The sequence below is a fragment of the Pseudoroseicyclus aestuarii genome, from assembly GCF_003217255.1.
Taxonomy (GTDB): domain Bacteria; phylum Pseudomonadota; class Alphaproteobacteria; order Rhodobacterales; family Rhodobacteraceae; genus Pseudoroseicyclus; species Pseudoroseicyclus aestuarii.
In genome coordinates, this window is record NZ_QJTE01000002.1 from 186,074 (window position 1) to 208,107 (window position 22,034).

The following is a 22,034-nucleotide window of genomic DNA, read 5'->3' on the forward strand; positions in this document are numbered from 1 at the left end:
CGATGGCCGAGGCGCTCGCCCTGACGGATGTCGCGTTCCGCTGGCCCGGGCGGGCAGGCTTCGGCCTGTCCGTGCCGGGCTGGCGCGTGGCGGCGGGCGCAAGGCTGCTGCTGCTGGGCGAGAGCGGGTCGGGCAAATCCACCCTGCTCAGCCTGATCTGCGGCATCAACCGGCCCGACAGGGGCCGGGTCGAGGTCGATGGCACCGACCTCGGCGCGCTGGGGTCCACCCGGCGCGACAGGGTCAGGGCCGAGCGCATCGGCGTCGTCTTCCAGCAGTTCAACCTGCTGCCCTATGCCTCGCCCACCGACAACATCTGCCTGCCGCTGCGCTTCGCGCCCGAGCGGCGGCAGCGGGCCGAGGCGGCGGGCCGTGGCGGCGCGCGGGCCGAGGCGCGGCGCCTGATGACCGCGCTGAAGCTGCCGGAAGAGGCGATCGACGCGCCCCGCGCCGGCCTGCTGAGCGTCGGCCAGCAGCAGCGCATCGCCGTGGCCCGCGCGCTGATCGGCGCGCCGCCGCTGCTGATCGCGGACGAGCCGACCTCCGCGCTGGACGCGGGCAGCCAGGATGCCTTCCTCGACTTGCTCTTCACGCAATGCGAGGCCGCGGGCACGACGCTGATCATGGTCAGCCACGACGACCGCCTTGCCCCCCGCTTCGACGATGCGATCCGGCTCGAGGATATCGCGACGATTCAAAGGACCGGCTTCGCCGCATGATACTGACGCGCCTTGCCTTTCGCTCTCTCATCGCCCGGCGGATCACCGTCGGGCTTACCATTTTGTCGATCGCGCTGTCGGTCGCCCTCTTCATGGGCGTGGAGAAGGTGCGCACCGGGGCCAAGGGCAGCTTCGCCGACACGATCTCGGACACCGACCTGATCGTCGGCGCGCGCTCGGGGTCTGTGCAGCTGCTGCTCTACTCGGTCTTCCGCATCGGGAACGCGACCAACAACATCACCTGGCAAAGCTACCAGGAGATCGCGGAACGCCCCGAGGTCGACTGGATGGTGCCGATCAGCCTTGGCGACAGCCACCACCAGTTCCGCGTCATGGGCACGACAGAGGCCTATTTCGACCGCTACCATTTCCGCGGCGGGCGCAGCCTGTCCTTCGCGCAAGGCGGGCGCATGGACGACCTCTTCGACGCGGTGATCGGCGCCGATGTCGCGCGCGAGCTGGGGTACGAGCTCGGCGATCCCATTGTCGTGGCCCATGGCATCGCCTCCTTTACCGAGCATGACGACCTGCCTTTCCGCGTGGCGGGGATCCTCGACCGGACAGGAACGCCGGTGGACCGCACGGTGATCGTCGGCCTCGATGCGATCACCGCGATCCACGTCGACTGGCAGGGCGGCGCCCGTGCGCCCGGCCAGACCACCCCGGCGGAGGAGCTGCGGCAGATGGACCTGACGCCGGACGCGGTGACGGCGGCCATGGTTGGCGTGAAGAACCGCATCCAGATCTTCCAGCTTCAGCGCTGGATCAACGAGTACCCCTCCGAGCCGCTGCTGGCGGTGCTGCCCGGCGTCGCGCTGCAGGAGCTTTGGGGCATCGTCGGCATCGCCGAGACGGCGCTGATCGGCGTGTCGGGCATGGTCGTGGCGACCGCGCTGATCGGCATGGCGGCGATGATCTTCTCGGGCCTGAACGAGCGGCGGCGCGAGATGGCGATCCTGCGCGCCAATGGTGCGAGGCCCCTCACCATCATGGGGCTGCTGACGCTCGAGGCGGCGATGATGGCGCTGGCGGGCGCGCTTCTCGGTGCCGTGATGCTTTATCTGGGGCTCTGGCTAGCGCAGCCCTGGATCGATGCCGCCTTCGGGCTTTATCTAACCATCGACGCGCCCAGCGCGCGCGAGGGGATGGTGCTGGTCACCGTCGTCCTGGCCGGCGCGGCGACCGGGCTGCTTCCGGCGCTGCGCGCCTACCGGCTGTCGCTGGCCGATGGCATGACACCGCGAACCTGAGACGGAGACCGAGGATGACCAAAGGCCCCACCCGCCGCACCCTTCTGGCCGCCGGCACCGCCTTCGCCGCCCTGCCCCGTGCCGCCCGCGCGGACCAGCCCATCGAGCTGGGCTGGGACGATCTGCTGCCCACGGGCGAAGAGGCCGTCTCCCTCGAATCGCTGGGCGGCAGCGGCGTGGTCGAGCACGAGCAGCTCTCGACCGGGTTCGAGCAGGCCCCCGCCGCGGGCGTGACGACCGAATATGACGGCAAGGTGATCCGCCTGCCCGGCTACGTGGTGCCGCTGGATTACGCCGGCACCGGGGTCACGGCCTTCCTTCTGGTGCCCTATGTCGGGGCCTGCGTGCATGTCCCGCCGCCGCCGGCCAACCAGCTGGTCATGGTCACCAGCGACACGCCCTACGAGGTTTCGGGCCTGTTCGACCCGGTCTGGGTTGAGGGGCTTTTCGGGTCTGCCGCAACCGCGACGGAGCTGGCCGATGTGGGCTATTCGCTGGCGGCGCAGGACATCCGGCCCTACCGCGGCTGACCCATCGCCTTGCCCGTGCCGCAAGCGGTGCGTATCTGTCGCCCCGAGATCACGAGCCAGGATCACAAGGCGGAGCACGGGCATGGCGAACTTCCTCTACCAGGGCGACCTGCCCGACGGGTTGGATCTGGGCCCCTCCGTCGCCATCGACTGCGAGGCGATGGGGCTGAACCACAAGCGCGACCGCCTGTGCCTTGTGCAGATGTCCTCGGGCGACGGGAACTGCCACCTCGTGCAGGTCGCCCCCGGCCAGACCGAGGCGCCGAACCTGCAGCGCCTGCTGGCCGACCCCGAGGTGTTGAAGCTGTTCCATTTCGGCCGCTTCGACATCGCCGCCATGGCGCAGACCTTCGGCACGCTGGCCGCGCCGGTCTATTGCACCAAGATCGCCTCGAAGCTGGTGCGCACCTTCACCGACCGCCACGGGCTCAAGTACCTGCTGAACGACCTGTGCGGCATCGACGTCTCCAAGCAGCAGCAGCAATCCGACTGGGGCGCCGAGACGCTGACCGAGGCGCAGCTGGACTACGCCGCCTCGGACGTGCTGCACCTGCACAAGCTGAAGGATGCGCTCGACGTGATGCTGGCGCGCGAGGGGCGCACGGCGCTGGCGCAGCAGTGCTTCGATTTCTTGCCGACGCGCGCGCAACTCGATCTCGAGGGCTGGCCCGAGATCGACATCTTCGCGCATTGACCCGGTGGCGGGCAGCATCTCCCGCCACTCCCGCCTCGTCGGCTGGGCCAAGGTCCTGCTGCCGCTGGCGGCGCTTTGCCTGCTGTCGACCATGTTCCTGCTGGCCCGCGCGCCCGGCGGCACCTCCGACATCCCCTTCGCCGAGATCGAGGAGATCGCGCGCGAGCAGCGCATCGCCGCGCCGCGTTTTTCCGGCGTCGCGGCGAATGGCGCGGATATCGAGGTTTCGGCCCGCACCGCCCGCCCTGAAGGCGCACTCTTCACCATCGACGCGCCGCGCGCGCGCATGCTCCTGCCCGGCGGCGGCGAGGTGACCGTCACCTCGGGCAGCGGCACGATCAGCGCCGATGGCCGCAGCGCGCGCCTTACCGACCTTGCGCATGTCGACTCCACCCTCGGCTACCAGATGGAGACCGCGGGGATGGAGGCCGATCTCGATACCGGCAGGCTCTCCTCGCTGGGCCCGCTGGAGGTGCGCGCACCCTACGGCGCCCTGACCGCGGGGGCGCTGACCCTCGATGCCTCGGACGCGGGGGGCGAGAGCCTGGTCTTCTCCGGCGGCGTCCGCCTCCTATATCGACCGGAACCCTGAAGGATATGCCGATGCGCCGCCTGACCGCCCTGCTGTTCGTCCTGATCGCCGATATGGTCGCCGGGCTGATGCCCGGCATGGCCTCGGCCCAGACGGGCGTGGCCCTTGGCGGGCTGTCGGTCGATCCCTCGGCCGAGGTCGAGGTGACGGCCGACAGCCTGACGGTCGACCGCGCCGGCGGCGGCGCCACCTTCGCCGGCAACGTGGTGATCGGACAGGGCGAGATGCGCCTCTCGGCAGCGCGGGTCGAGGTGACCTACGACGAGGCCTCGGGCGATATCACCCGCCTCGCCGCCAGCGGCGGCGTGACGCTGGCCACCGCGAGCGAGGCGGCCGAGGCCGAGGAAGCCGTCTACGACCTGACCGCCGGCACGGTGACCATGACCGGAGAGGTGCTGCTGACGCAGGGCGGCACCGCCCTGTCCTCCGAGCGGATGGTGGTCGACATCGCCTCGGGCAACGCCCAGCTCGACGGGCGGGTGCGCACCGTCCTGAACCCGGACGCCCCGTGATGCCGGAGCTGACCGTGACGCAGGGCGATGCCGGCCTCGAGGTGCGCGGGCTGCGCAAGAGCTATCGCCGCCGCCCGGTGATCCGCGACGTCTCGCTGCACCTCGACCGGGGCGAGGTGGTGGCCCTTCTCGGGCCGAACGGATCGGGCAAGACGACCTGTTTCTACGCCATCGCCGGGCTGGTTCCGGCCGACGGTGGGCAGGTGCTGATCGACGGGCAGGACGTCTCGCGCCTGCCGATGTACCGCCGCGCGCGGATGGGCATCGGCTACCTGCCCCAAGAGATGAGCATCTTTCGCGGCCTCTCGGTCGAGGACAACATCCTCGCCATCCTCGAGCTGAGCGAGCCGGATCGCACCAGCCGCCGCGAAAAGCTTGAGGAGCTGCTGTCCGATTTCTCCATCGGCCACCTGCGCCGCGCGCCCGCGCTGGCCCTCTCGGGCGGTGAGCGGCGGCGGGTCGAGATCGCCCGCTGCCTCGCCGCGGGGCCGGATTTCGTGCTGCTGGACGAACCCTTCGCCGGGGTTGATCCGATCGCGGTGAACGATATCCGCACCCTTGTCGCCGACCTCAAGACGCGCGGGCTGGGCGTGCTGATCACCGATCACAACGTCCGCGAGACGCTGGGCATCGTCGACCGCGCCTATATCCTGAACGAGGGCGTCGTGCTGATGAGCGGCTCCGCCGAGGAGGTGGTCCGCGACGAGAACGTGCGCCGCGTCTACCTCGGCCAAGGATTCAAGGTTGATTGACCTTGGCGCAGCCGCGCGATTGACAGGACACCGCCGGCCCGTGTCATCTTGGTGTCATGACGACTCCGGTTGCCACGTCCAGCTTCGCCATCCGGCAGGCCCAGCCCGCCCGGTACCGCGCTGCGACAAGGGCGGAGCCGTCGCATTTCCCGGAGCCGGCAGCCGACGACCGCGCAGCGCGCGGCCCGGCTGACCGAGCCCGGGGCAACCTCAGGAGGGTTCGGATGCGCTACCAGATCAGCGGAAAGCAGATCGATATCGGCGAGGCGCTGCAGACGCATGTGCGCACGCAGCTTGGCGAGACGCTGGAGAAATATGCCGGTCGGCCGACCGACGCCTCAATCGTCTTCTCGCGCGTCGCGCATGAGTATTCCTGCGAGGCGGTGGTGCATCTGTCGACCGGGCTGAACCTCTCGGCGCGCGCCCGCGCGACCGAGATCTACGCCGCCTTCGATGCCTGCGACGAGAAGATGGGCAAGCAGCTGCGCCGGTACAAGCGCCGGTTGAAAGATCACCACCGGACGCGCCCGGATCCTGTTGAACTTCTCGGCGCCGACTCCTATATCCTCGCGCCGACGGAAGAGAACGACGACATGGAAGGCGCCGACCACGATTCCCTGGCCCCGATGATCGTGGCCGAGATGGAGACGCAGATCCCGTCTCTTTCCGTGGGGGAAGCCGTCATGCAACTTGAACTGGCCGAGGCGCCGCTGCTCGTCTTCCGCAACGAGAAGCATAGCGGGATCAACGTGGTTTATCGCCGCGAAGACGGCAATTTCGGGTGGATAGACCCACGCGGCTCGCGCTAAGGGGCGCGCGAGCGACCAGAGGGCCGGGCAGCCGGCGAAAGGGAACGACGCGATGCATATTTCCCAGATCCTTCCTCCGGACGGCGTGAAGGTCCTGTCCTCCATCAGCAGCAAGAAGCGGCTCTTCCAGGATCTGGGAGAGCTCGCCGAAACCCGCTACGCGCAGGCCGCCCCCCTGGTTGTCGAGGCCCTGATGGAGCGCGAGGCCCTGGGCCCCACCGCCGTGGGCCACGGCGTCGCCCTGCCCCATGCCCGGCTGGACAAGCTGGACCGCGTGCTGGGCCTCTTCATGAAGCTCGAGAAGCCGCTGGATTTCGACGCCATCGACCGCCAGCCCGTCGACCTGATCTTCTGCCTGCTGGCCCCCGGCGGCAGCGGGGTCGAGCACCTCAAGGCGCTGGCGCTGGTCTCTCGCACGATGCGCGATAGCAACGTCTGCAGCAAGCTGCGCGCGAACAGCGACACCGCAACGCTGCATGCCATCCTGACCGAGGCGCCGGCGATCAAGGCCGCCTAGGTCGGCGCCCCTCCGCGCCAGTCGGAGAAGCCCAGAAGATCGTAGTCCCGGGCGAAGGCTCTTCGCACCGCGGCCTCGACATCCGGCCCGTAGAGCGCATCCAGCCGCGCGATCAGCGGATCCTCCGCCAGCGCGAGCGGCGGGGGATCGCAGTCCACCAGCGCGGCGATCACCCCCAGCTCCGCCTCTAGCGTTTCCTCCCGCAGGATCATGTCCGGCGGCAGCGCCGCGCCGAAGCCGCGCAGGATGTCGACCTGCGGCATCCAGGCCCGATCGATGCGATGCGGCGTCCGGCCGGCGAGGTTGTCCGACAGAAAGGCCAGAAAGGCGAGGAAGGCGGCGCGCTCCTCCTCTGCCGGCCAGCCGGGCTGCGCGCTGACCCTCATGCCGTAGCGGCGCCAGACCCAGGCACGGATGGCCGCGAAGCACTCTGGCCCCTGCGCCACCATGTGCCGGCGAAAACAGGCATAGGCCCGCAGCACCGGGTGGCGCAGGACGGTAAAGCGCCGGTGCTGCGGATGCGCCCGCTGCCAGTCTCGCAGGCTGCGCCAGCGAAAACCGCTGCGCGGCGCCGCCCCGCCGTCCAGCGCGGAAAGCCATTCGCCGACGACGGCCTCTGGCCCCGAGGCGATGGGCTGGAACAGCAGCGGCGCGGCAGGCGCCGCGATGTAGCGCGGGATTGCCGCACCGGGCGGGCGGGGCGCGCCGAAATCGGGCGCCGCGCCCGCCTCCAGCCCCCAGGCGTCCAGACCGGCCAGCGCCTCTTGCATCTGTCCAGGATTCTCGACCCGCTCGCAGAGCGGCAGGATGCCCTGCCGCTTGAACCTTGTCTGCAGCCGCTCGAGCCGCGCAGGCACCCCCAGCCATGCGGCGAGGCCGTTCAGCACCTCGAGCGAATTCAGATCCTCGTAGTCCAGCGCGAATCCCGACTGGCCGGAGCATTGCAGCGCGCGCTGCACGTGGTGGTGAAAGCGCGCCGTCTCATCAACATGCGCCTCGAAGGCCTCGGCGTCGAAGCGGACGCGTGCGGTCTTCGCGCGGCGCGCGTCGGTCAGCCGCCACTGCCCCGTCGCCACCGCGATCCCGCGGCTGACGTAGGTTTCCAGCGGATTGCGCGTGAGGATGACCTTCGCGACCCCCGGATCCTCCAGCAGCGCCGGCAGCACGCGCGGGTCGTGATCCGAGAAGTAGCGAAACCCGTTCAGCCCGGGCGCCGCCCTGATCCGCGCCAGCAGAGCCAGCGGATCGGCGTCGCGCTCCTCCTGGGTCATGCCAAGCAGCTGCGGCGTGTTCGGATGACCGAGGAAGGAGGGATTGAAGGCCTCGCCATGGCACATGACCCCGTCCAGCGCCGCGAGATTGCTGTCGAGGAAGTTCGACCCGGTCCGCATCCCGGCCAGCACGACGAAGCTGTGGAAAGGCATCTCAGGCGCGCTCCGCGCGGCGGGCGGGGGGCGCGGGGACGGCCCGCAGCTCTCCGGTCAGCTGGGGGTGCATCCCGGCGTTGCGAAGCGCCTGCAGGAAATCCGGCAGGCCCTCCATATCCGCCAGCGCCGGCAGGGCGCGGCGCGGGGCGGGGCCACCGAGGGTATCCTCGATCGCCTCCTGCAGCCGCTCCTCCGGCGCCTCCAGCGCCTCGGCCAGGGTCCAGATGCGGACGCGCGCCCTCGCCCAGGGCGAGCGAAGCGCGGCCAGATGCTCGGCCTCGATGCGCTGAAGCCGCGCCGCCTCCGCGCGGCGGCGGGCAAAGGGCATCGGCGCCCGGTGCAGCGGGATCATCCAGGCGCCAGAGATCACGCTGATGACGGCATTGGGATCCTTGGCGAGATCCCAGTGGATGGCCTGAGTGTCGCGCGGCCCGAAGGAGAAGCACTGCCTCTGGCCGCGGGTGTTCCAGATCAGGTTCGAAAGGAACATCTGGGCATGGTAGTCGCGCAGCGTCGCGCTGTCCGAAAGCCCGCCGGCATAGCCGGTGGCGCCGCCCGCGAACTCCGCCCGCTCGGGCGCGAAGAGATGGCCGTGCACCGCAGCCCCCTGCCCCGCCTCTGCCAGCTGCCGCGCCAGCCATGGGGCAAAGCCGTCGAAGACCTCTGCGACCCCCTCGAAGACGCTGTAGGGCGCCGCGGTGAGCGGCAGGTTCAGGTGCGGTGCGGGCAGCCGTCCTTGCATGATCAGCCCCGCGCGCCCGCGCAACCGCTGCTCCGCCGCGCGGGCGAAGACCCGTTCAATCCGGCCCGGATCGGGCAGGCGCAGCGGCTCCGCCGGGGCGCTGTCGGCCTGCAGGAAGGCCTCGTAGAGACGCTCTGCCCCCGGCCAGGCCTTGCGCGCGACAAAGCAGCCCGACCGCCGCAGCAGCGGCAGGTGATCGTCGTAAAGGATATGGGGCCGGCCGAGGAAATCGAAGGTCGAGGCCGTGAGGCTGCGGCTTTCGATCCGGTCGGACCAGCGGCGCGCCATGGTCTGGAAATAGCTTTCGTCCGGGATCCAGACCTGCCGGAAATACCGGTCGATCGCCGCGCGATCCGGGTCGTTCAGGATACGCTGCAGGGTCTGGCGCGTCAGGCACCACCACTGCGATCCCATATGCGGCACGAGGCCAGCGGGCATGCGCCGCCGCACCCCCAGCCGCCGCTGCAGCGCGACATGGGCATCAAAGAGCCGCCGCTGCCGCTTCCAGGAGAAGGGAAAACGCAGGGTGAACCGTTCCTCGCCCAGCCCGCCGCGGGTCCAGGTGACGTCCCGCACGGTCGCGCTTTCGATGAAATTGGTCTCCGGATGCGCCTCGAGGTAGGCCCGCAGCTCCGCCACAGGGCGCAGCGGCAGGCAGGAACCGGAGGCGAGGAAGACGCGATCGGCCTCTTCGAAGCGGTCCAGCATCAGCGCGGCGGCGGCCTGCGTGGCGGCGACCAGCTCCCAGCTGCCCCATTCGCAGCGAAAGCGCGGCGCGAAGACCAGCCTGTCGCGCAGGTCGGCCAGCGATCCGGCGAAGGCCCGGTAATCGGCTTCCGGCACGGCGGCATCGACATGCACCACCAGCGGGCAGCCGGCGGCGTACCAGTGCCGGATCACCTGCTCGGCCCGGTCGAGGGCGCTGTGCACCAGCATGACGATCCCGAGGCTCATGCCCAGTGTCCCCGCGAGATCAGGCCAAGCCCCTCGAGCTGGCGCCAGCCGGCATAGCGCTCGCTCCAGCTGCCCCAGAGCGGCGCGAGGCCGATCGCGGCATAGGCGCCGTATTCGCGTCCGCCGGCGAAATGCTGGCGGCGGGCCCGTTCCTCTCCGGCCTTGGCGGTGAAGGAGGCGAGCATCTTGGTGTGCAGCAGGACCCCGCAGGCGGTCTCGCCACCGTCGCGGTCGTAGGTCTGGTTCAACCCGCGCGGCAGCATCATGTGCGTGGCGCTGACGTAGACGCTGCGGCGCGACCAGCGCACCAGCGGCACCTTGTTCAGGGCCGGGGCGCACCATGGCTCTGCGGCGAAGTAGGCACGGGCGCGCGGCCCGCCCTGGATCCAGGGGTTCTTGTGGCCGGGATTGCGCTGCAGCACGTAGTTTCCGCCATCGAACCAGGACAGGATGCGCAGCGGATCCTCGCCGCGGCGGTAGGCCGCCACGTCTTCGGGGTTGCGGGGGTAGAGGTCCAGCAGCATGGCGGCAAAGCTGCGCAGGTCGGAGGCATCCAGCCAGTCCGCCAGCGCCGGCAGCGGGCGGCTGTCGCAGAAGGGAAAGACCAGAAGCTCGTCGGGATCGACGGTCAGGCACCAGCGGCCGCAGCCGTGCCGGCGCAGCAGCGCGTTCATCCAGTCCATGCCGCAGCGCGCGGCGCGGTAGCTCGCCCCGGTGGCATAGAGCGTCACATCCGGCTGTCTCGCCGCCCAGTCGCCGCCGCCGTCGGTCGAGGCATTGTCGACCATCACGAAGTGGCGCACGCCCAGCGCGCGGTAATAGTCCAGAAAATGCGGCAGGCGCAGGTATTCATTGCGAAAGACGGTAAAGACGGTGACCCCGCCCGCCGGGGCGGGCGCGTCGCGGCCCGAGACGAGCCGAAGCTCGCGCGCCTTGCGCCGGGCGCGCAGCTGCAGGCGGCGGCGCTGCAAGCGCAAGCGATAGGCGTCGAGCAAGCTCACCTGAAACAGCGCTCCCGTTCCGGGCCGGAAGTGATTCCGCGGCCCTGTCAGAGCGTCCAGCCTATTGCGCCAATGGTTTACCGCGGCTTACCCACGATTTCAGGGCCAGCCCCCGCGCGACATCAGCCCCAGCGCCACCAGCTGCCGCCAGCCGGTGTAGCGGGTCGATTGCGGGGTCTTCAGTACCGGATCCCCCATCAGCGCGCGTTGGTAGGCCGCGGCGCGGGCGGGATCGCCGAAGTGCTGCCGGCGCACCAGCTCCTCGGCGGATTTCTCGACGATGGCGCCGAGGAACTTGCCGTGCAGCAGCACGCCGGTCAGCGCCTCGCCGCCCGCGCTGGCGTAGGTGCGGTTCAGCCGGGGCGGCAGCAGGGTATGGGCGGCATTGAGGTAGGCGTAGCGCCGGTGCCAGCGCACCAGCGGCACCTTGTTCAGCGTCGGCGCCCGGCGCGGCGCATCGGCGAAGAAGGCCCGGGCCCGCGGCCCGCCCTGGATCCACAGCGCCTGACCCGGGGCCTGCTGGCGCAGGGTGTAGTTCCCCGCGTCGAACCACAGCAGATCCTCGGGCGCCCCCGCCTCGGACAGCCGCCCCTGCGGGTAGAGATCCAGCATCAGCGCACCAAGCGCCTCCTGCCCGCCGTGATCGAGCCAGGCGGTCAGCGCCGGCAGCGGACGCGTGGTCCAGAAGGGGTAGATCAGCCGCTCGTCGGCATCGAGGGTCAGGCACCAGCGGCCATGCCCGTGCCGCATCAAAAGCCAGCCCAGCCAGTCCATGCCGAAGCGCGCGTCGCGGTAGCTGGCGGCAGTGCTCCAGACAGAGACGTCGGGCTGTGCGGCCAGAAAGGCGAGGCTGCCGTCGTCGCTGCCGTTGTCGACGAAGAGGAAGTGATCCACGCCCAGCCTGCGGTGGTGGTCGAGAAACAGCGGCAGCTGCGCCATCTCGTTGCGCAGGCAGCACAGGCACAGGATCGCGCCGCGCGGCAGGCCGCGGGTCCGGTCGATGCGGGGGGTGAGGGCGTGGCGGGCGCGGAAGGCCCGCCAGAGCAGGCGCTGGCGTTTGCGGCGCAGGCGCAGCGCCTGCCGAAGCTGTGCGGTCCGCACAGCCGTCAGGCCGGGGCGCGATGCAGCCGTTCCGCCGTCATCGCCCCCCAGCCACCGGGCCCTACTGGGCCGCGTCCTTGATCGAGACCATCTCGCGCAGGTAGGCGCCGAACTCCTCGGAGAGGTCGTCGCGCGCCAGGCCGTAGGCCACGGTCGCCTGCAGGAAACCGGCCTTGGAGCCGCAGTCGAAGCGCTCGCCGCGGAAGCGGAAGCCGTAGACGCCCTTGTCGCCGTTCAGCTGCGCCGCGATGGCATCGGTCAGCTGGATCTCTCCGCCCGCGCCCTTCTCGACCGACTCGAGGCTTTTCATCACCTCGGGTGTCAGGATGTAGCGGCCGATCACGGCAAGGTTCGACGGCGCCTCTTCCGGCTTCGGCTTCTCGACCATGGAGCGGACGCGCACCGTGTCGCTGCCGTCGTCCTCGACGTCGAGGATGCCGTAGGAGCTGGTCTTGTCGTTCGACACTTCCATCGCCGCGACGATGCTGCCGCCGGTCCTTTCGTAGGCCTCGGTCATCTGCTGCAGGCAGGGCTTGTCAGCAGAGATGACGTCGTCCGGCAGGATCACGGCGAAGGGCTCGTCGCCGATCAGCTTGCGCGCGCACCAGACCGCATGGCCGAGGCCCAGCGCCTGGTGCTGGCGGATATAGGCGATCGCGCCCGAGGGCATGTAGGTGGACTTCAGCGTGTCGAGCAGCTTGTCCTTGCCCTTCGCCTCGAGCTGACGCTCGAGCTCGGGGGAGTGGTCGAAGTAGTCCTCGAGCGCGGACTTCCCGCGCGAGGTCACGAAGATGAACTCCGTGATGCCGGCGGCGCGCGCCTCGTCGATGGCGTATTGGATCAGCGGCTGATCCACGAGAGTCATGATTTCCTTCGGCACCGATTTGGTCGCCGGCAGAAAGCGCGTTCCAAGTCCCGCGACGGGAAAGACAGCCTTGGTGACACGTTGCGTCATCTGAATTCCTCTTGCTCCGCGCCACGAACTCGGCGCGGGTTATGTTGGGCGAAGCCTAGCATCAGACGTAGCACGGCGGGAAGCGCGCAGAGCGTTTCCACGTCCATACCCGCGTATTTTCGCCATCAAACTGCCCGAATCGGATAAAGCTCCGGCGCCCTTCAATCAACCCTGCGTTGATCCTATCCGAGGCCCGCGGTCGTCAAGGCAGAATCACTCTGCCGACTTCAGATCCGTGCCGGGGGAATGGGCGATGAAGAAAGGGTTCTCGAAGCCGGGCTTGCCGTAGGTCAGCGGGCTGTGATCGTCGAAGCGGACGACATAGCCGCCCGCCCCCGACAGAACGGCATGGCCAGCGGCCGTGTCCCATTCCATCGTCCGGCCAAGGCGCGGGTAGAGATCGGCCTCGCCCGTCGCGACGAGGCAGAACTTGAGCGAGGATCCCGCGCTCTTCATGTCGGCGATGCCGTACTTGTTGATGTAGGTATCGGTCGCCTCGTCGCGGTGCGACTTGGAGGCGACGACGCGCAGCGCGGCATTGTCCGGCGTGGCGACCGAAAGCGGCTGCACCGGCCCGGCAGCATCGGGATCGAAGGCGCCGCTTTCCTCGACCGTGCGGCCATCGGCCTCGGTGTAGAACAGGCGGTTGCGCGCCGGGGCGAAGACCACGCCGCGGACCGGCACGCCGTTCTCGACATAGGCGATGTTCACGGTGAAATCGCCGCGGCGCTGGACGAACTCCTTGGTGCCGTCGAGCGGATCGACGATCAGGAAGGTCTGCGCGCTTTGCCCATGGGTCGCGGCCTGCTCCTCGGTGACGAGGGGCACATCCGGGAAGGCGTCGCGCAGCCCCTCCGAGATCAGGGCATCGGCGGCCTCGTCGGCCCGGGTCACGGGAGAGTCGTCCTCCTTGGACCGGACATCGAAATCCTCGGATTGGTAGATGGTCATGATCTCCGATCCGGCCCGGATCGCGAGGGACCGCATCACCTGCGTCAGCTTGTCCATGTCCATGGCGGCGCTCCTTGCTGTGCCGGGACCGTTGCCCCGGCGGTTGCGCGCCACTATGGTCAGCCTTGGGTGGATGGGCAACTCACGGTGCTGCCGGTGGCAGCGGAGGATCATGGTCCCTTCCTATGCACGCGGCGCCGCCGGGCTGGCGCACCGCATCTACCACACTGCCGTCAGGGACATCCGCAAGGCGCATCGCAACGCGGTGGCCGGCCTTCTGATGACCATCGCGCAGGCGGTGATCTTCCTCAGCGCCTTCTGGCTGATGTTCACCCTGCTGGGGCAGCGCGGCTTCGCCATCCGCGGCGATTTCCTGCTGTACCTGATGACCGGCATCTTCCTGTTCCTGACCCATACCAAGACGCTGACGGCGGTGGCCAAGGCCGAGGGGCCGACCTCTCCGATGATGGCCCATGCGCCGCTGAACACCGCGATCACCATCAGCGCCGCGGCGCTGAGCACGCTTTACCTGCAGATCCTCTCGCTGACCGCGATCCTCGGCGCCTACCACGTGATCGTCACGCCGATCGCCATCGACAAGCCCGTCGGCGCGCTGGCGATGCTGCTGCTCGCCTGGATCACAGGCGTGGGGGCCGGCACGATCCTGATGGCCCTCAAGCCCTGGTACCCCGAGGCGGTCACGCTGGTCTCGCAGATCTACTCCCGCGCCAGCATGATCCTTTCGGGCAAGATGTTCGTCGCCAACATGTTGCCGGGCTACCTGCTGGGGCTGTTCGACTGGAACCCGCTGTTCCACGTCATCGATCAGGAGCGGGGCTTCGTCTTTCGCAACTACAACCCGCAGTTCACCTCGCCGTGGTATCCGCTCTGGGTCGGGCTGGCGCTGATCGTGATCGGCATGATGGGAGAGTTCTATACTCGACGCCATGCCTCGATCAGCTGGGGCGCGGGGCGCTAGCTTGCACCCGCGCCGCCTCTGCGCTTGTCTGCCGCCGCAAGGCACAGGAGGCAGGTGATGGCGGCAGGAACGCTGGGACGGATGTTCGGGGCGACGCAGACAGGGACCTTCCTCGGCCTGCCCGCCGCCCGGGCCGAGGCGCTGGAGGGCGCGCGTGTCGCCATCCTCGGCGCCGATACCGCGACGCCCTACCCCTCTGTCGGGGCCTATTGCGCCGGCGGTCCGGCGGCGATCCGGGCCGGGTCGGGCGATCTTGCCGCGAACAGGGGGCATGTGAACTTCGACCACGGCGCCCTTGCCCTGCCCGAGGGCAGCGCCGTCGATTGCGGCGACATCCCCCTGGCGCAGGACCCGGCCGAGACGCGCATGCGGATCGCCGAGGCGATCGAGGCCGTGGCCCGTGCGGGCGCCGTGCCGGTGCTTCTGGGCGGCGATGATTCCATTCCCATCCCGGTGATCGAGGCGCTTGGCCGCGCCTCACCCGAGCCGCTGTGGATCGTGCAGATCGACGCGCATATCGACTGGCGCGACGAGGTCGAGGGCGAGAGGTACGGACTGAGCTCCACCATCCGCCGCGCCTCCGAGATGGCGCATGTCGAAGGCATCATCCAGATCGGCCAGCGCGGCATCGGCTCCGCCCGCATGAGCGACGCCGAGGATGCGCGCGCCTGGGGTGCCACGCTGGTTTCGGGCCGGGCCATGGCCGGTGGTGCCGATCCGCTGGCCACCCTGCCCGAGGGGGCGCGGGTCTGCGTGGTCTTCGACTGCGATGCGCTCGACCCGTCGATCATGCCGGCCATCGTCGCCCGCACCGCCGGCGGACTGGGCTATTGGCAGGCGGTGGATCTGGTCGAGCGCATCGCCGCGCGCGGCCGTATCGCCGGGCTGACAATGGCCGAGTTCATGCCGGAGCGGGACATCGACGGGCTGGGCGCCGCAACGGCGGCGCAGCTTCTGACAAGCTGGCTGGGGGTGCTGACGCGGGCCTAAGCCGCCTCAGGTCACCACGCGCAGCGTCAGGTTGATCCGCCCGCCGCCCTCGAGCAGGCTCGAGGACCCGCTGCGCACCCGGTCGATGCCGTGATGCGCCAGCCGCGCCGGCCCGCCCAAAACCGCCACGTCGCCCGAGCGCAGCCAGACCGACCCGCTCGGGCTGGGCTTCTCGACCTGGCCGACGCGGAAGAGCGCCTCGTCCCCGAGCGAGATCGAGACGACCGGGCAGTCGAAATCCGCCTCGTCCTTGTCCTGGTGCAGGCCCATCTTCGCGGCCCCGCGGTAGAGGTTGACCAGGCAGCACTCCGGCGCCCGCGCGCAGCCCGAGACGTCGTTCCAGATCGCCAGGACCTCCTGCGGGATCGCGGGCCAGGGCTGCCCCGTCTCGGGATGCGCCTCCTCGTAGCGGTAGCCGCGGCGGTCGGCGACCCAGCCGAAGCGCCCCGCGGCGGTCATCCGCACGCTCATCGGGCCGCGCCGGGTCACCGGGCGGTAGAAGGGCGCCTGCGCCACGACCCGGCGCAGGGCCGCGACGAGAGCCGCCTGATCCTGCGGCCCGAGGTAGCCGTGCAGGATGCGCGCGCCGTTCAGGCTGGTTTCAGAGGTCATCGCCCAGTCTCTCCAATTCGGTCTATCGGGGGTGAAATTTGCCCTCAGGCCCGATCACGGGGCCGTTGCAGCGCCAAAACCGCCTCCCTATATAGCCCAGTGATCGGCAGTGGGTGTCACCCGGTGCCGTTTCCTGCAAGGGGCGGATGCCTCGACGGGTCCGCCCCGTTCAAACCGCCTGATAAAGAGGGATTTGACACTATGGCCAAAGTCATTGGCATCGACCTCGGGACCACCAACTCCTGCGTCGCGATCATGGACGGCAGCCAGCCGCGCGTGATCGAGAACGCCGAGGGTGCCCGCACCACACCGTCCATCGTCGCCTTCACCGACGACGAGCGTCTCGTCGGCCAGGCCGCCAAGCGGCAGGCCGTGACGAACCCGAACAACACCATCTACGCCGTGAAGCGCCTGATCGGCCGCCGCACGACCGACGCCGAAGTGGACAAGGACAAGGACCTCGTCCCCTACAAGATCGTCGACGGCGGCAACGGCGACGCCTGGGTCGAGGTGAAGGGCGACAAGTACTCGCCCAGCCAGATTTCCGCCTTCACGCTGCAGAAGATGAAGGAAACTGCCGAAAGCTATCTCGGCGAAGAGGTCACGCAGGCGGTCATCACCGTCCCGGCCTACTTCAACGACCAGCAGCGTCAGGCCACCAAGGACGCCGGCAAGATCGCCGGCCTCGAAGTCCTGCGCATCATCAACGAGCCGACGGCCGCCGCTCTGGCCTATGGTCTCGACAAGAAGGAAACCAAGACGATCGCGGTCTACGACCTCGGCGGCGGGACCTTCGACGTCACCATCCTCGAGATCGACGACGGCCTCTTCGAGGTGAAATCCACCAACGGGGACACCTTCCTCGGCGGTGAGGATTTCGACATGCGCATCGTGAACTACCTCGCCGAGGAGTTCAAAAAAGAGCACAACGTCGATCTCAAGAAGGACAAGATGGCGCTGCAGCGCCTGAAGGAAGCGGCCGAGAAGGCCAAGATCGAGCTGTCCTCCTCGACCCAGACCGAGATCAACCAGCCGTTCATCTCGATGGACCCCTCGGCCGGCACGCCGCTGCACATGGTCATGAAGCTGACCCGTGCGAAGGTGGAAAGCCTCGTCGGCGACCTGATCAAGCGTTCGATGAAGCCCTGCGAGGCCGCGCTCAAGGATGCCGGCGTCAGCAAGGACGAGATCGACGAGGTCGTCCTCGTCGGCGGCATGACCCGCATGCCCAAGGTCGTCGAAGAGGTGACGAAGTTCTTCGGCAAGGAGCCGCACAAGGGCGTGAACCCCGACGAGGTCGTGGCCCTCGGCGCCGCCATCCAGGCGGGCGTGCTGCAGGGTGACGTCAAGGACGTCGTGCTGCTGGACGTGACCCCGCTGTCGATGGGCATCGAGACGCTGGGCGGCGTCTTCACCCGGCTGATCGACCGCAACACCACGATCCCGACCAAGAAGAGCCAGATCTTCTCGACCGCCGAGGACAACCAGAACGCCGTGACGATCCGGGTCTTCCAGGGCGAGCGCGAGATGGCGGCCGACAACAAGATGCTCGGCCAGTTCAACCTCGAGAACATCCCCCCGGCGCCGCGCGGCATGCCGCAGATCGAGGTGACCTTCGACATCGACGCCAACGGCATCGTCAACGTGTCCGCCAAGGACAAGGCGACGAACAAGGAGCAGAAGATCACCATTCAGGCTTCGGGCGGTCTCAACGACGACGAGATCGAGCGCATGGTGAAAGAGGCCGAGACCAACGCCGAGTCGGACAAGAAGCGGCGCGATCTGGTCGAGGCGCGGAACCAGGCCGAGAGCCTGATCCACACCACTGAGAAGTCGCTCGAAGAGCACAGCGACAAGGTCGATCCCTCCACCGTCGAGGCGATCGAGCTGGCCATCGCCGCGCTCAAGGACGAGGTCGAGGGTGACAACCCCGACAAGATCCGCAGCGGCATCCAGAACGTCTCGGAAGCGGCGATGAAGCTGGGCGAGGCGATCTACAAGTCGCAGCAGTCCGGCGAGGATGACGGCGAGGCGGCGCCCGAGGGGGCCGACGAGCAGGGCAGCGACGAAGACGTCGTCGATGCCGATTTCGAGGACCTGGGCGAAGACAAGCGTGGCCGCTAAGCCACGATCCTGACGGATAAGGACCGGTCCGGCCAGCCGGGCCGGTCCTTTACGTTTGGCGAGAGGTAGCAACACGCATGGCTAAACGCGATTATTACGATGTGCTGGGCATCCAGAAGGGTGCCGGGGCAGACGAGATCAAGAAGGCGTACCGGCGCAAGGCCAAGGAGCTTCACCCGGACCGCAACGCCGACAATCCCAATGCAGAGACCGCGTTCAAGGAAGCGAACGAGGCCTATGACGTCCTGAAGGACGAGAACAAGAAGGCGGCCTACGACCGCTACGGCCACGCTGCCTTCGAAGGCGGCATGGGCGGCGGACGCCCCGGTGCCGGCGGCGGAGCCGGCGGGTTCCGCGGGCAGGGCGACTTCGCCAGCGCCTTTTCCGATGTCTTCGACGATCTCTTCGGCGATTTCATGGGCGGCCGGCAGGGCGGCGGCGGTGGCCGGCAGCGTGCCAGCCGCGGCAACGACCTGCGCTTCAACCTGAAGATCAGCCTTGAAGAGGCCTACAGCGGGCTGTCGAAGACCGTTCAGGTCCCCACCGCCGTCACCTGCGGCGCCTGCCACGGCACCGGCGCCGAGGACGGATCCGAGCCGGTGACCTGCCCGACCTGTTCGGGCATGGGCAAGGTGCGCGCGCAGCAGGGCTTCTTCACGGTCGAGCGGACCTGCCCCACCTGCAACGGCCTGGGCCAGATCATCAAGGATCCCTGTCAGGTCTGCCACGGCGCGGGCCGGGTCGAGAAGGAAAAGAGCCTCTCGGTCAATATCCCCAGGGGGGTTGAGACCGGCACTCGCATCCGGCTTGCCGGTGAGGGCGAGGCCGGCCTGCGCGGCGGGCCGACGGGCGATCTCTACATCTTCATCGAGGTGAAGGATCACCCGCTGTTCCAACGCGAGGGCAACGACCTGCACTGCCGCGTGCCGGTGTCCATGGCGACGGCCGCGCTTGGCGGCGACATCGAGGTGCCCAGCATCGACGGTGGCCGCAGCCGGGTGAAGATCCCCGAAGGCAGCCAGACCGGGCGGCAGATGCGCCTGCGCGGCAAGGGCATGCCGGGGCTGCGCGGCGGCCCCTCGGGCGACATGTACATCGAGCTGCTGGCCGAGACGCCGGTCAACCTGACCACGCGCCAGAAGGAGCTGCTGCGGGAATTCGACGCCCTGAGCGAGGCAAACAACCCGCAGACCAGCAAGTTCTTTTCGGCCGTCAAAGGCTTCTGGGATTCGATGAAGGGTTAACCTGCCGGTAACCATCTGGATGATCTAACGAATTCCATGGTTACAGACTCTCATTTCTCCGAGGCCCCGCTGCCGTTCCCAGAGTTGTCTCAGGGGACGGCGGCGCTCCCCCTTCCCAATCCGGAGCCTGCGCCTCTGCCGGAGGCCGACAGCGACGAGGCCACCGCCGGACAGCCGCTGAAGGGCGGAAAACTGCCCTCCTACATCGCGGATCACCGCAAGCGCCTGCGCGAGCGGTTCATGGCCGGCGGCACCGGGGCCATGCCGGATTACGAGCTTCTGGAACTGCTGCTCTTCCGCGCCATTCCGCGTCAGGACGTGAAGCCGCTGGCCCGCCGCCTCATCGATGCCTTCGGCGACCTGAGCGGCGTCCTGTCGGCCCCCCAGGGCCGCCTGCTGAAGATCGCGGGCGTGGGAGAGGCCGTGGTGACGGAGCTGAAGATCGCGGAGGCCGCCGCGCATCGCATGGCCCGCGCCAAGATCATGCAGCGGCCCGTGATCTCGAGCTGGGATTCGGTTCTGGACTATTGCCACACCGTCATGGCCCACCGCGAGACGGAGCAGTTCCGCATCCTCTTTCTAGACCGGCGCAACGTGCTGATCGCCGACGAGGAGCAGGCCAAGGGGACGGTCGACCATGTCCCCGTCTATCCGCGCGAGGTGGTGAAGCGGGCGCTGGAGTTGAACGCGAGCGCCCTGATCCTCGTGCACAACCACCCCTCGGGCGATCCCACCCCGTCGGACGCCGATATCCGCATGACCGCGCAGATCGAGGCGGCGGCCAAGACCATGGGCATCACGGTCCACGACCACCTCGTGATCGGCCGGTCTCGAGAGTTGAGCTTCAGGTCGGAGGGCTTGCTCTAGCGGCGCCCCGGGAGCGGTGGACGCCCTCGGGTCAGATCGCCCGCGGGGCAGCCCGGATGACAAGGAAACCGGGTAGATCGCGCTCTCTGCCGAATATCACAGCCAGCCCTGCGGCGGCCCATCGCCCGCGCGCTGCCCGGTCACTCCTCCTGCACCCATAGCTCTACCCGGCGGCTCGCGGTGCGGCCGAGGGTCGATCGAGAGCAGCCCATCGGCAGCGCCTCGCCCAGCCCGGCGATCTGCACCGTCACGCCTTGCGGCAGGCCTCCGCCCAGCAGGCGCAGCAACTCGTCCCGCACCGCCCGCGCCCGGTCCTCCGACAGGCTGCGGTTCGAGACCCAGTCCCCCAGCCCGTCGCTGAACCCGGCCAGCAGAAGCCGCCGCCCGCGGTAGCTGCCGTCCCGGATCGCCTGGGCCAGCTGCCGCAGGTGCGACTCCGAAAGCGGGTCGAGCTGGGCGTCCCCGCTGTCGAAGCGGAAGGTCGGCGACAGCCGCAGGCGCGCGCCCAGCACACGCATCACGCGCTGCAACTCGGTCAGCGGGACACCGTCGGCCCCGGGGCCGGCGGCAGCGATCGCGCTCGCCAGCCGGCCGCCCTGGGCCGAAAGCGGGATGCGCAGCGGCAGGGTGCCCGCGACGCCAGAGCGGCGCAGGACCATCTGCGCCTCAGGCGTGTCGATCCAGGCAAGGAAGGCCGCCGCCTCGGGCGCGAAGCGCCGCGCCGGCAGGTAAAGGGCGAGCGGCTGCGTCAGCGGGTAATCCGCGGTGGCCACCGTCTCGGGCAGGGCGTGGCCCTGCAAGCCGCAGCCCCCGTGCAGCGCCAGAGGCTCTGCCGGATCGGTGGCGCCGAAGGGCACGAGGCCGATCCCGCCCGCGTCCCGCGCCACCGCCGCCGCCACCGCGCCGGCGGAGGCGTGCCGGACCGCGTCCGGGGCCAGTTCCCCGTCGCCCAGCAGCGCGAGCAGCGCCCCCTGCAGCTGCCCGTCGTCTTCGGGCCCGAGGTGCAGCGTCAGCGGCAGCGCCGCGCCGCCGAGGTCCTGCCAGTCGGTGATCCGTCCGGCCAGCACCTCGGCCAGATCCTCGGGCGTCAGGTCGCGCAGGCCCTGGCCCGGGGCGGCGATCGGCACCAGCGCGTCGAAGGCGATCAGCCGCGCCCGCCGCGGCGCCTCCATCGCGCCGAGCCCGGCGTCCCGCGCGAGGGCGATCTCCTCTGCCGTCATCGGGCGGGCGGCGAGCGCGACGTCGGCCTCCTCCGCAAGGAGATCGGCGATGCCGTCCTCGGTCGAGGTGCGGCGCAGGCTCAGCGCCAGAACCGGCCCCTCCTCGTCCTCAATCAGGTAGGCGGTGCGCCCACCCGGGACCGCCTCTTGCGACAGCGCATGGCCGAGGCTGCGGGCATAGCCCTCGATCAGCGCCGGCAGGATCAGATCCCCGAGGCGACTTGCGCCCGATAGGCGCAGCTGCGGAACGAAGTTTTTGGGGTCGGGGCAGGCGGCGCCGGTGCAGAGATCCGCGTCGTAGACAAGCGACACCGCGCCTTCGGGCGTCGCGAGCCGCAGGTAGGTCCCGTCAAAGCCGAGAACCGGCCCCGTCAGCACGAGGCCGCCGGCCCCGACCCGCGCGCTGCCGGGAGGCGGCGGAAAGACCGGCGCCGCGATGTCGGGGCTGTGCTGCGCCGTGGCCGCAGCCGGGACCAGACAGATCAAGGCCAG

Annotated in this window: 22 protein-coding genes; 14 read left to right on the forward strand and 8 right to left on the reverse strand. The window is 69.3% G+C overall.

What is annotated here, in order from left to right; genetic code table 11:
* Positions 1-2: 2 nt before the first annotated feature.
* The 9 genes from DFP88_RS05690 (at position 3) to DFP88_RS05730 (ending at position 6,375) form a co-directional block, all read left to right on the forward strand.
* A complete protein-coding gene (locus DFP88_RS05690) occupies positions 3-719 on the forward strand; it encodes an ABC transporter ATP-binding protein (RefSeq protein WP_110813505.1) in 717 nt (238 codons plus the stop codon).
* Positions 719-1,969, forward strand: a complete 1,251-nt coding sequence (locus DFP88_RS05695) for an ABC transporter permease (protein ID WP_110814149.1) — start codon at positions 719-721, stop codon at positions 1,967-1,969. The genes DFP88_RS05690 and DFP88_RS05695 overlap by 1 nt, the downstream gene beginning before the upstream one ends.
* A 14-nt stretch (positions 1,970-1,983) precedes the next feature.
* On the forward strand, positions 1,984-2,499 hold the full coding sequence (locus DFP88_RS05700; protein ID WP_110813506.1) for a DUF3299 domain-containing protein: 516 nt from the start codon (positions 1,984-1,986) through the stop codon (positions 2,497-2,499).
* A gap of 82 nt (positions 2,500-2,581) precedes the next feature.
* Positions 2,582-3,193: a ribonuclease D gene (locus DFP88_RS05705; protein WP_110813507.1), complete on the forward strand. Its 612-nt coding sequence runs from the start codon at positions 2,582-2,584 to the stop codon at positions 3,191-3,193.
* Positions 3,194-3,197: 4 nt separating this feature from the next.
* Complete coding sequence (lptC, locus tag DFP88_RS05710) at positions 3,198-3,785, forward strand: LPS export ABC transporter periplasmic protein LptC (RefSeq protein ID WP_110813508.1); 588 nt, start codon at positions 3,198-3,200, stop codon at positions 3,783-3,785.
* Positions 3,786-3,796: 11 nt separating this feature from the next.
* A complete protein-coding gene (locus tag DFP88_RS05715; protein WP_110813509.1) occupies positions 3,797-4,297 on the forward strand; it encodes an LptA/OstA family protein in 501 nt (166 codons plus the stop codon).
* The gene (gene lptB / locus DFP88_RS05720) at positions 4,297-5,049 is read left to right on the forward strand and encodes an LPS export ABC transporter ATP-binding protein (protein ID WP_110813510.1); all 753 of its coding nucleotides are present in this window, start codon (positions 4,297-4,299) and stop codon (positions 5,047-5,049) included. Before DFP88_RS05715 ends, lptB begins: the two co-directional genes overlap by 1 nt.
* A gap of 224 nt (positions 5,050-5,273) precedes the next feature.
* Positions 5,274-5,858: a ribosome hibernation-promoting factor, HPF/YfiA family gene (gene hpf, locus DFP88_RS05725; protein WP_110813511.1), complete on the forward strand. Its 585-nt coding sequence runs from the start codon at positions 5,274-5,276 to the stop codon at positions 5,856-5,858.
* Between the two features lie 52 nt (positions 5,859-5,910).
* Positions 5,911-6,375, forward strand: a complete 465-nt coding sequence (locus DFP88_RS05730) for a PTS sugar transporter subunit IIA (protein WP_110813512.1) — start codon at positions 5,911-5,913, stop codon at positions 6,373-6,375.
* Here DFP88_RS05730 and DFP88_RS05735 read toward each other — a convergent pair.
* From DFP88_RS05735 to cysQ, 6 genes are all read right to left on the reverse strand, one after another.
* Positions 6,372-7,799: a sulfotransferase family 2 domain-containing protein gene (locus DFP88_RS05735; RefSeq protein ID WP_110813513.1), complete on the reverse strand. Its 1,428-nt coding sequence runs from the start codon at positions 7,797-7,799 to the stop codon at positions 6,372-6,374. The genes DFP88_RS05730 and DFP88_RS05735 overlap by 4 nt on opposite strands.
* Position 7,800: 1 nt before the next feature.
* A complete protein-coding gene (locus tag DFP88_RS05740; protein WP_110813514.1) occupies positions 7,801-9,498 on the reverse strand; it encodes a DUF5927 domain-containing protein in 1,698 nt (565 codons plus the stop codon).
* Complete coding sequence (locus DFP88_RS05745) at positions 9,495-10,499, reverse strand: glycosyltransferase family 2 protein (RefSeq protein WP_245904708.1); 1,005 nt, start codon at positions 10,497-10,499, stop codon at positions 9,495-9,497. The genes DFP88_RS05740 and DFP88_RS05745 overlap by 4 nt, the downstream gene beginning before the upstream one ends.
* 99 nt (positions 10,500-10,598) lie before the next feature.
* Complete coding sequence (locus DFP88_RS05750) at positions 10,599-11,600, reverse strand: glycosyltransferase family 2 protein (protein WP_342767689.1); 1,002 nt, start codon at positions 11,598-11,600, stop codon at positions 10,599-10,601.
* Positions 11,601-11,661: 61 nt separating this feature from the next.
* The gene (gene galU / locus DFP88_RS05755; protein ID WP_110813516.1) at positions 11,662-12,555 is read right to left on the reverse strand and encodes a UTP--glucose-1-phosphate uridylyltransferase GalU; all 894 of its coding nucleotides are present in this window, start codon (positions 12,553-12,555) and stop codon (positions 11,662-11,664) included.
* Positions 12,556-12,768: 213 nt separating this feature from the next.
* A complete protein-coding gene (gene cysQ, locus DFP88_RS05760; protein ID WP_110813517.1) occupies positions 12,769-13,569 on the reverse strand; it encodes a 3'(2'),5'-bisphosphate nucleotidase CysQ in 801 nt (266 codons plus the stop codon).
* A gap of 109 nt (positions 13,570-13,678) precedes the next feature.
* Between cysQ and DFP88_RS05765 the strand changes: the two genes are divergently transcribed.
* Positions 13,679-14,485, forward strand: a complete 807-nt coding sequence (locus DFP88_RS05765; RefSeq protein WP_110813518.1) for an ABC transporter permease — start codon at positions 13,679-13,681, stop codon at positions 14,483-14,485.
* A 57-nt stretch (positions 14,486-14,542) separates the two neighbouring features.
* Positions 14,543-15,475 carry an arginase family protein gene (locus tag DFP88_RS05770; RefSeq protein ID WP_110813519.1) on the forward strand — a complete coding sequence of 311 codons (933 nt, stop codon included), beginning with the start codon at positions 14,543-14,545 and terminating at the stop codon, positions 15,473-15,475.
* Between the two features lie 6 nt (positions 15,476-15,481).
* On the opposite strand, the gene DFP88_RS05775 is transcribed toward DFP88_RS05770, so the two are convergent.
* A complete protein-coding gene (locus tag DFP88_RS05775) occupies positions 15,482-16,087 on the reverse strand; it encodes an alpha-ketoglutarate-dependent dioxygenase AlkB family protein (RefSeq protein WP_110813520.1) in 606 nt (201 codons plus the stop codon).
* A gap of 201 nt (positions 16,088-16,288) precedes the next feature.
* Here DFP88_RS05775 and dnaK point away from each other — a divergent pair, with 201 nt between their 5' ends.
* From dnaK to radC, 3 genes are all read left to right on the forward strand, one after another.
* On the forward strand, positions 16,289-18,211 hold the full coding sequence (dnaK, locus tag DFP88_RS05780; RefSeq protein ID WP_110813521.1) for a molecular chaperone DnaK: 1,923 nt from the start codon (positions 16,289-16,291) through the stop codon (positions 18,209-18,211).
* Positions 18,212-18,288: 77 nt separating this feature from the next.
* Complete coding sequence (dnaJ, locus tag DFP88_RS05785) at positions 18,289-19,455, forward strand: molecular chaperone DnaJ (RefSeq protein ID WP_110813522.1); 1,167 nt, start codon at positions 18,289-18,291, stop codon at positions 19,453-19,455.
* Between the two features lie 36 nt (positions 19,456-19,491).
* Complete coding sequence (gene radC / locus DFP88_RS05790) at positions 19,492-20,322, forward strand: RadC family protein (protein WP_110813523.1); 831 nt, start codon at positions 19,492-19,494, stop codon at positions 20,320-20,322.
* A gap of 140 nt (positions 20,323-20,462) precedes the next feature.
* Here the strand turns inward: radC and DFP88_RS05795 are convergent, their stop codons facing one another.
* Complete coding sequence (locus DFP88_RS05795; RefSeq protein WP_181418568.1) at positions 20,463-22,028, reverse strand: phosphate ABC transporter substrate-binding/OmpA family protein; 1,566 nt, start codon at positions 22,026-22,028, stop codon at positions 20,463-20,465.
* Positions 22,029-22,034: the final 6 nt, after the last annotated feature.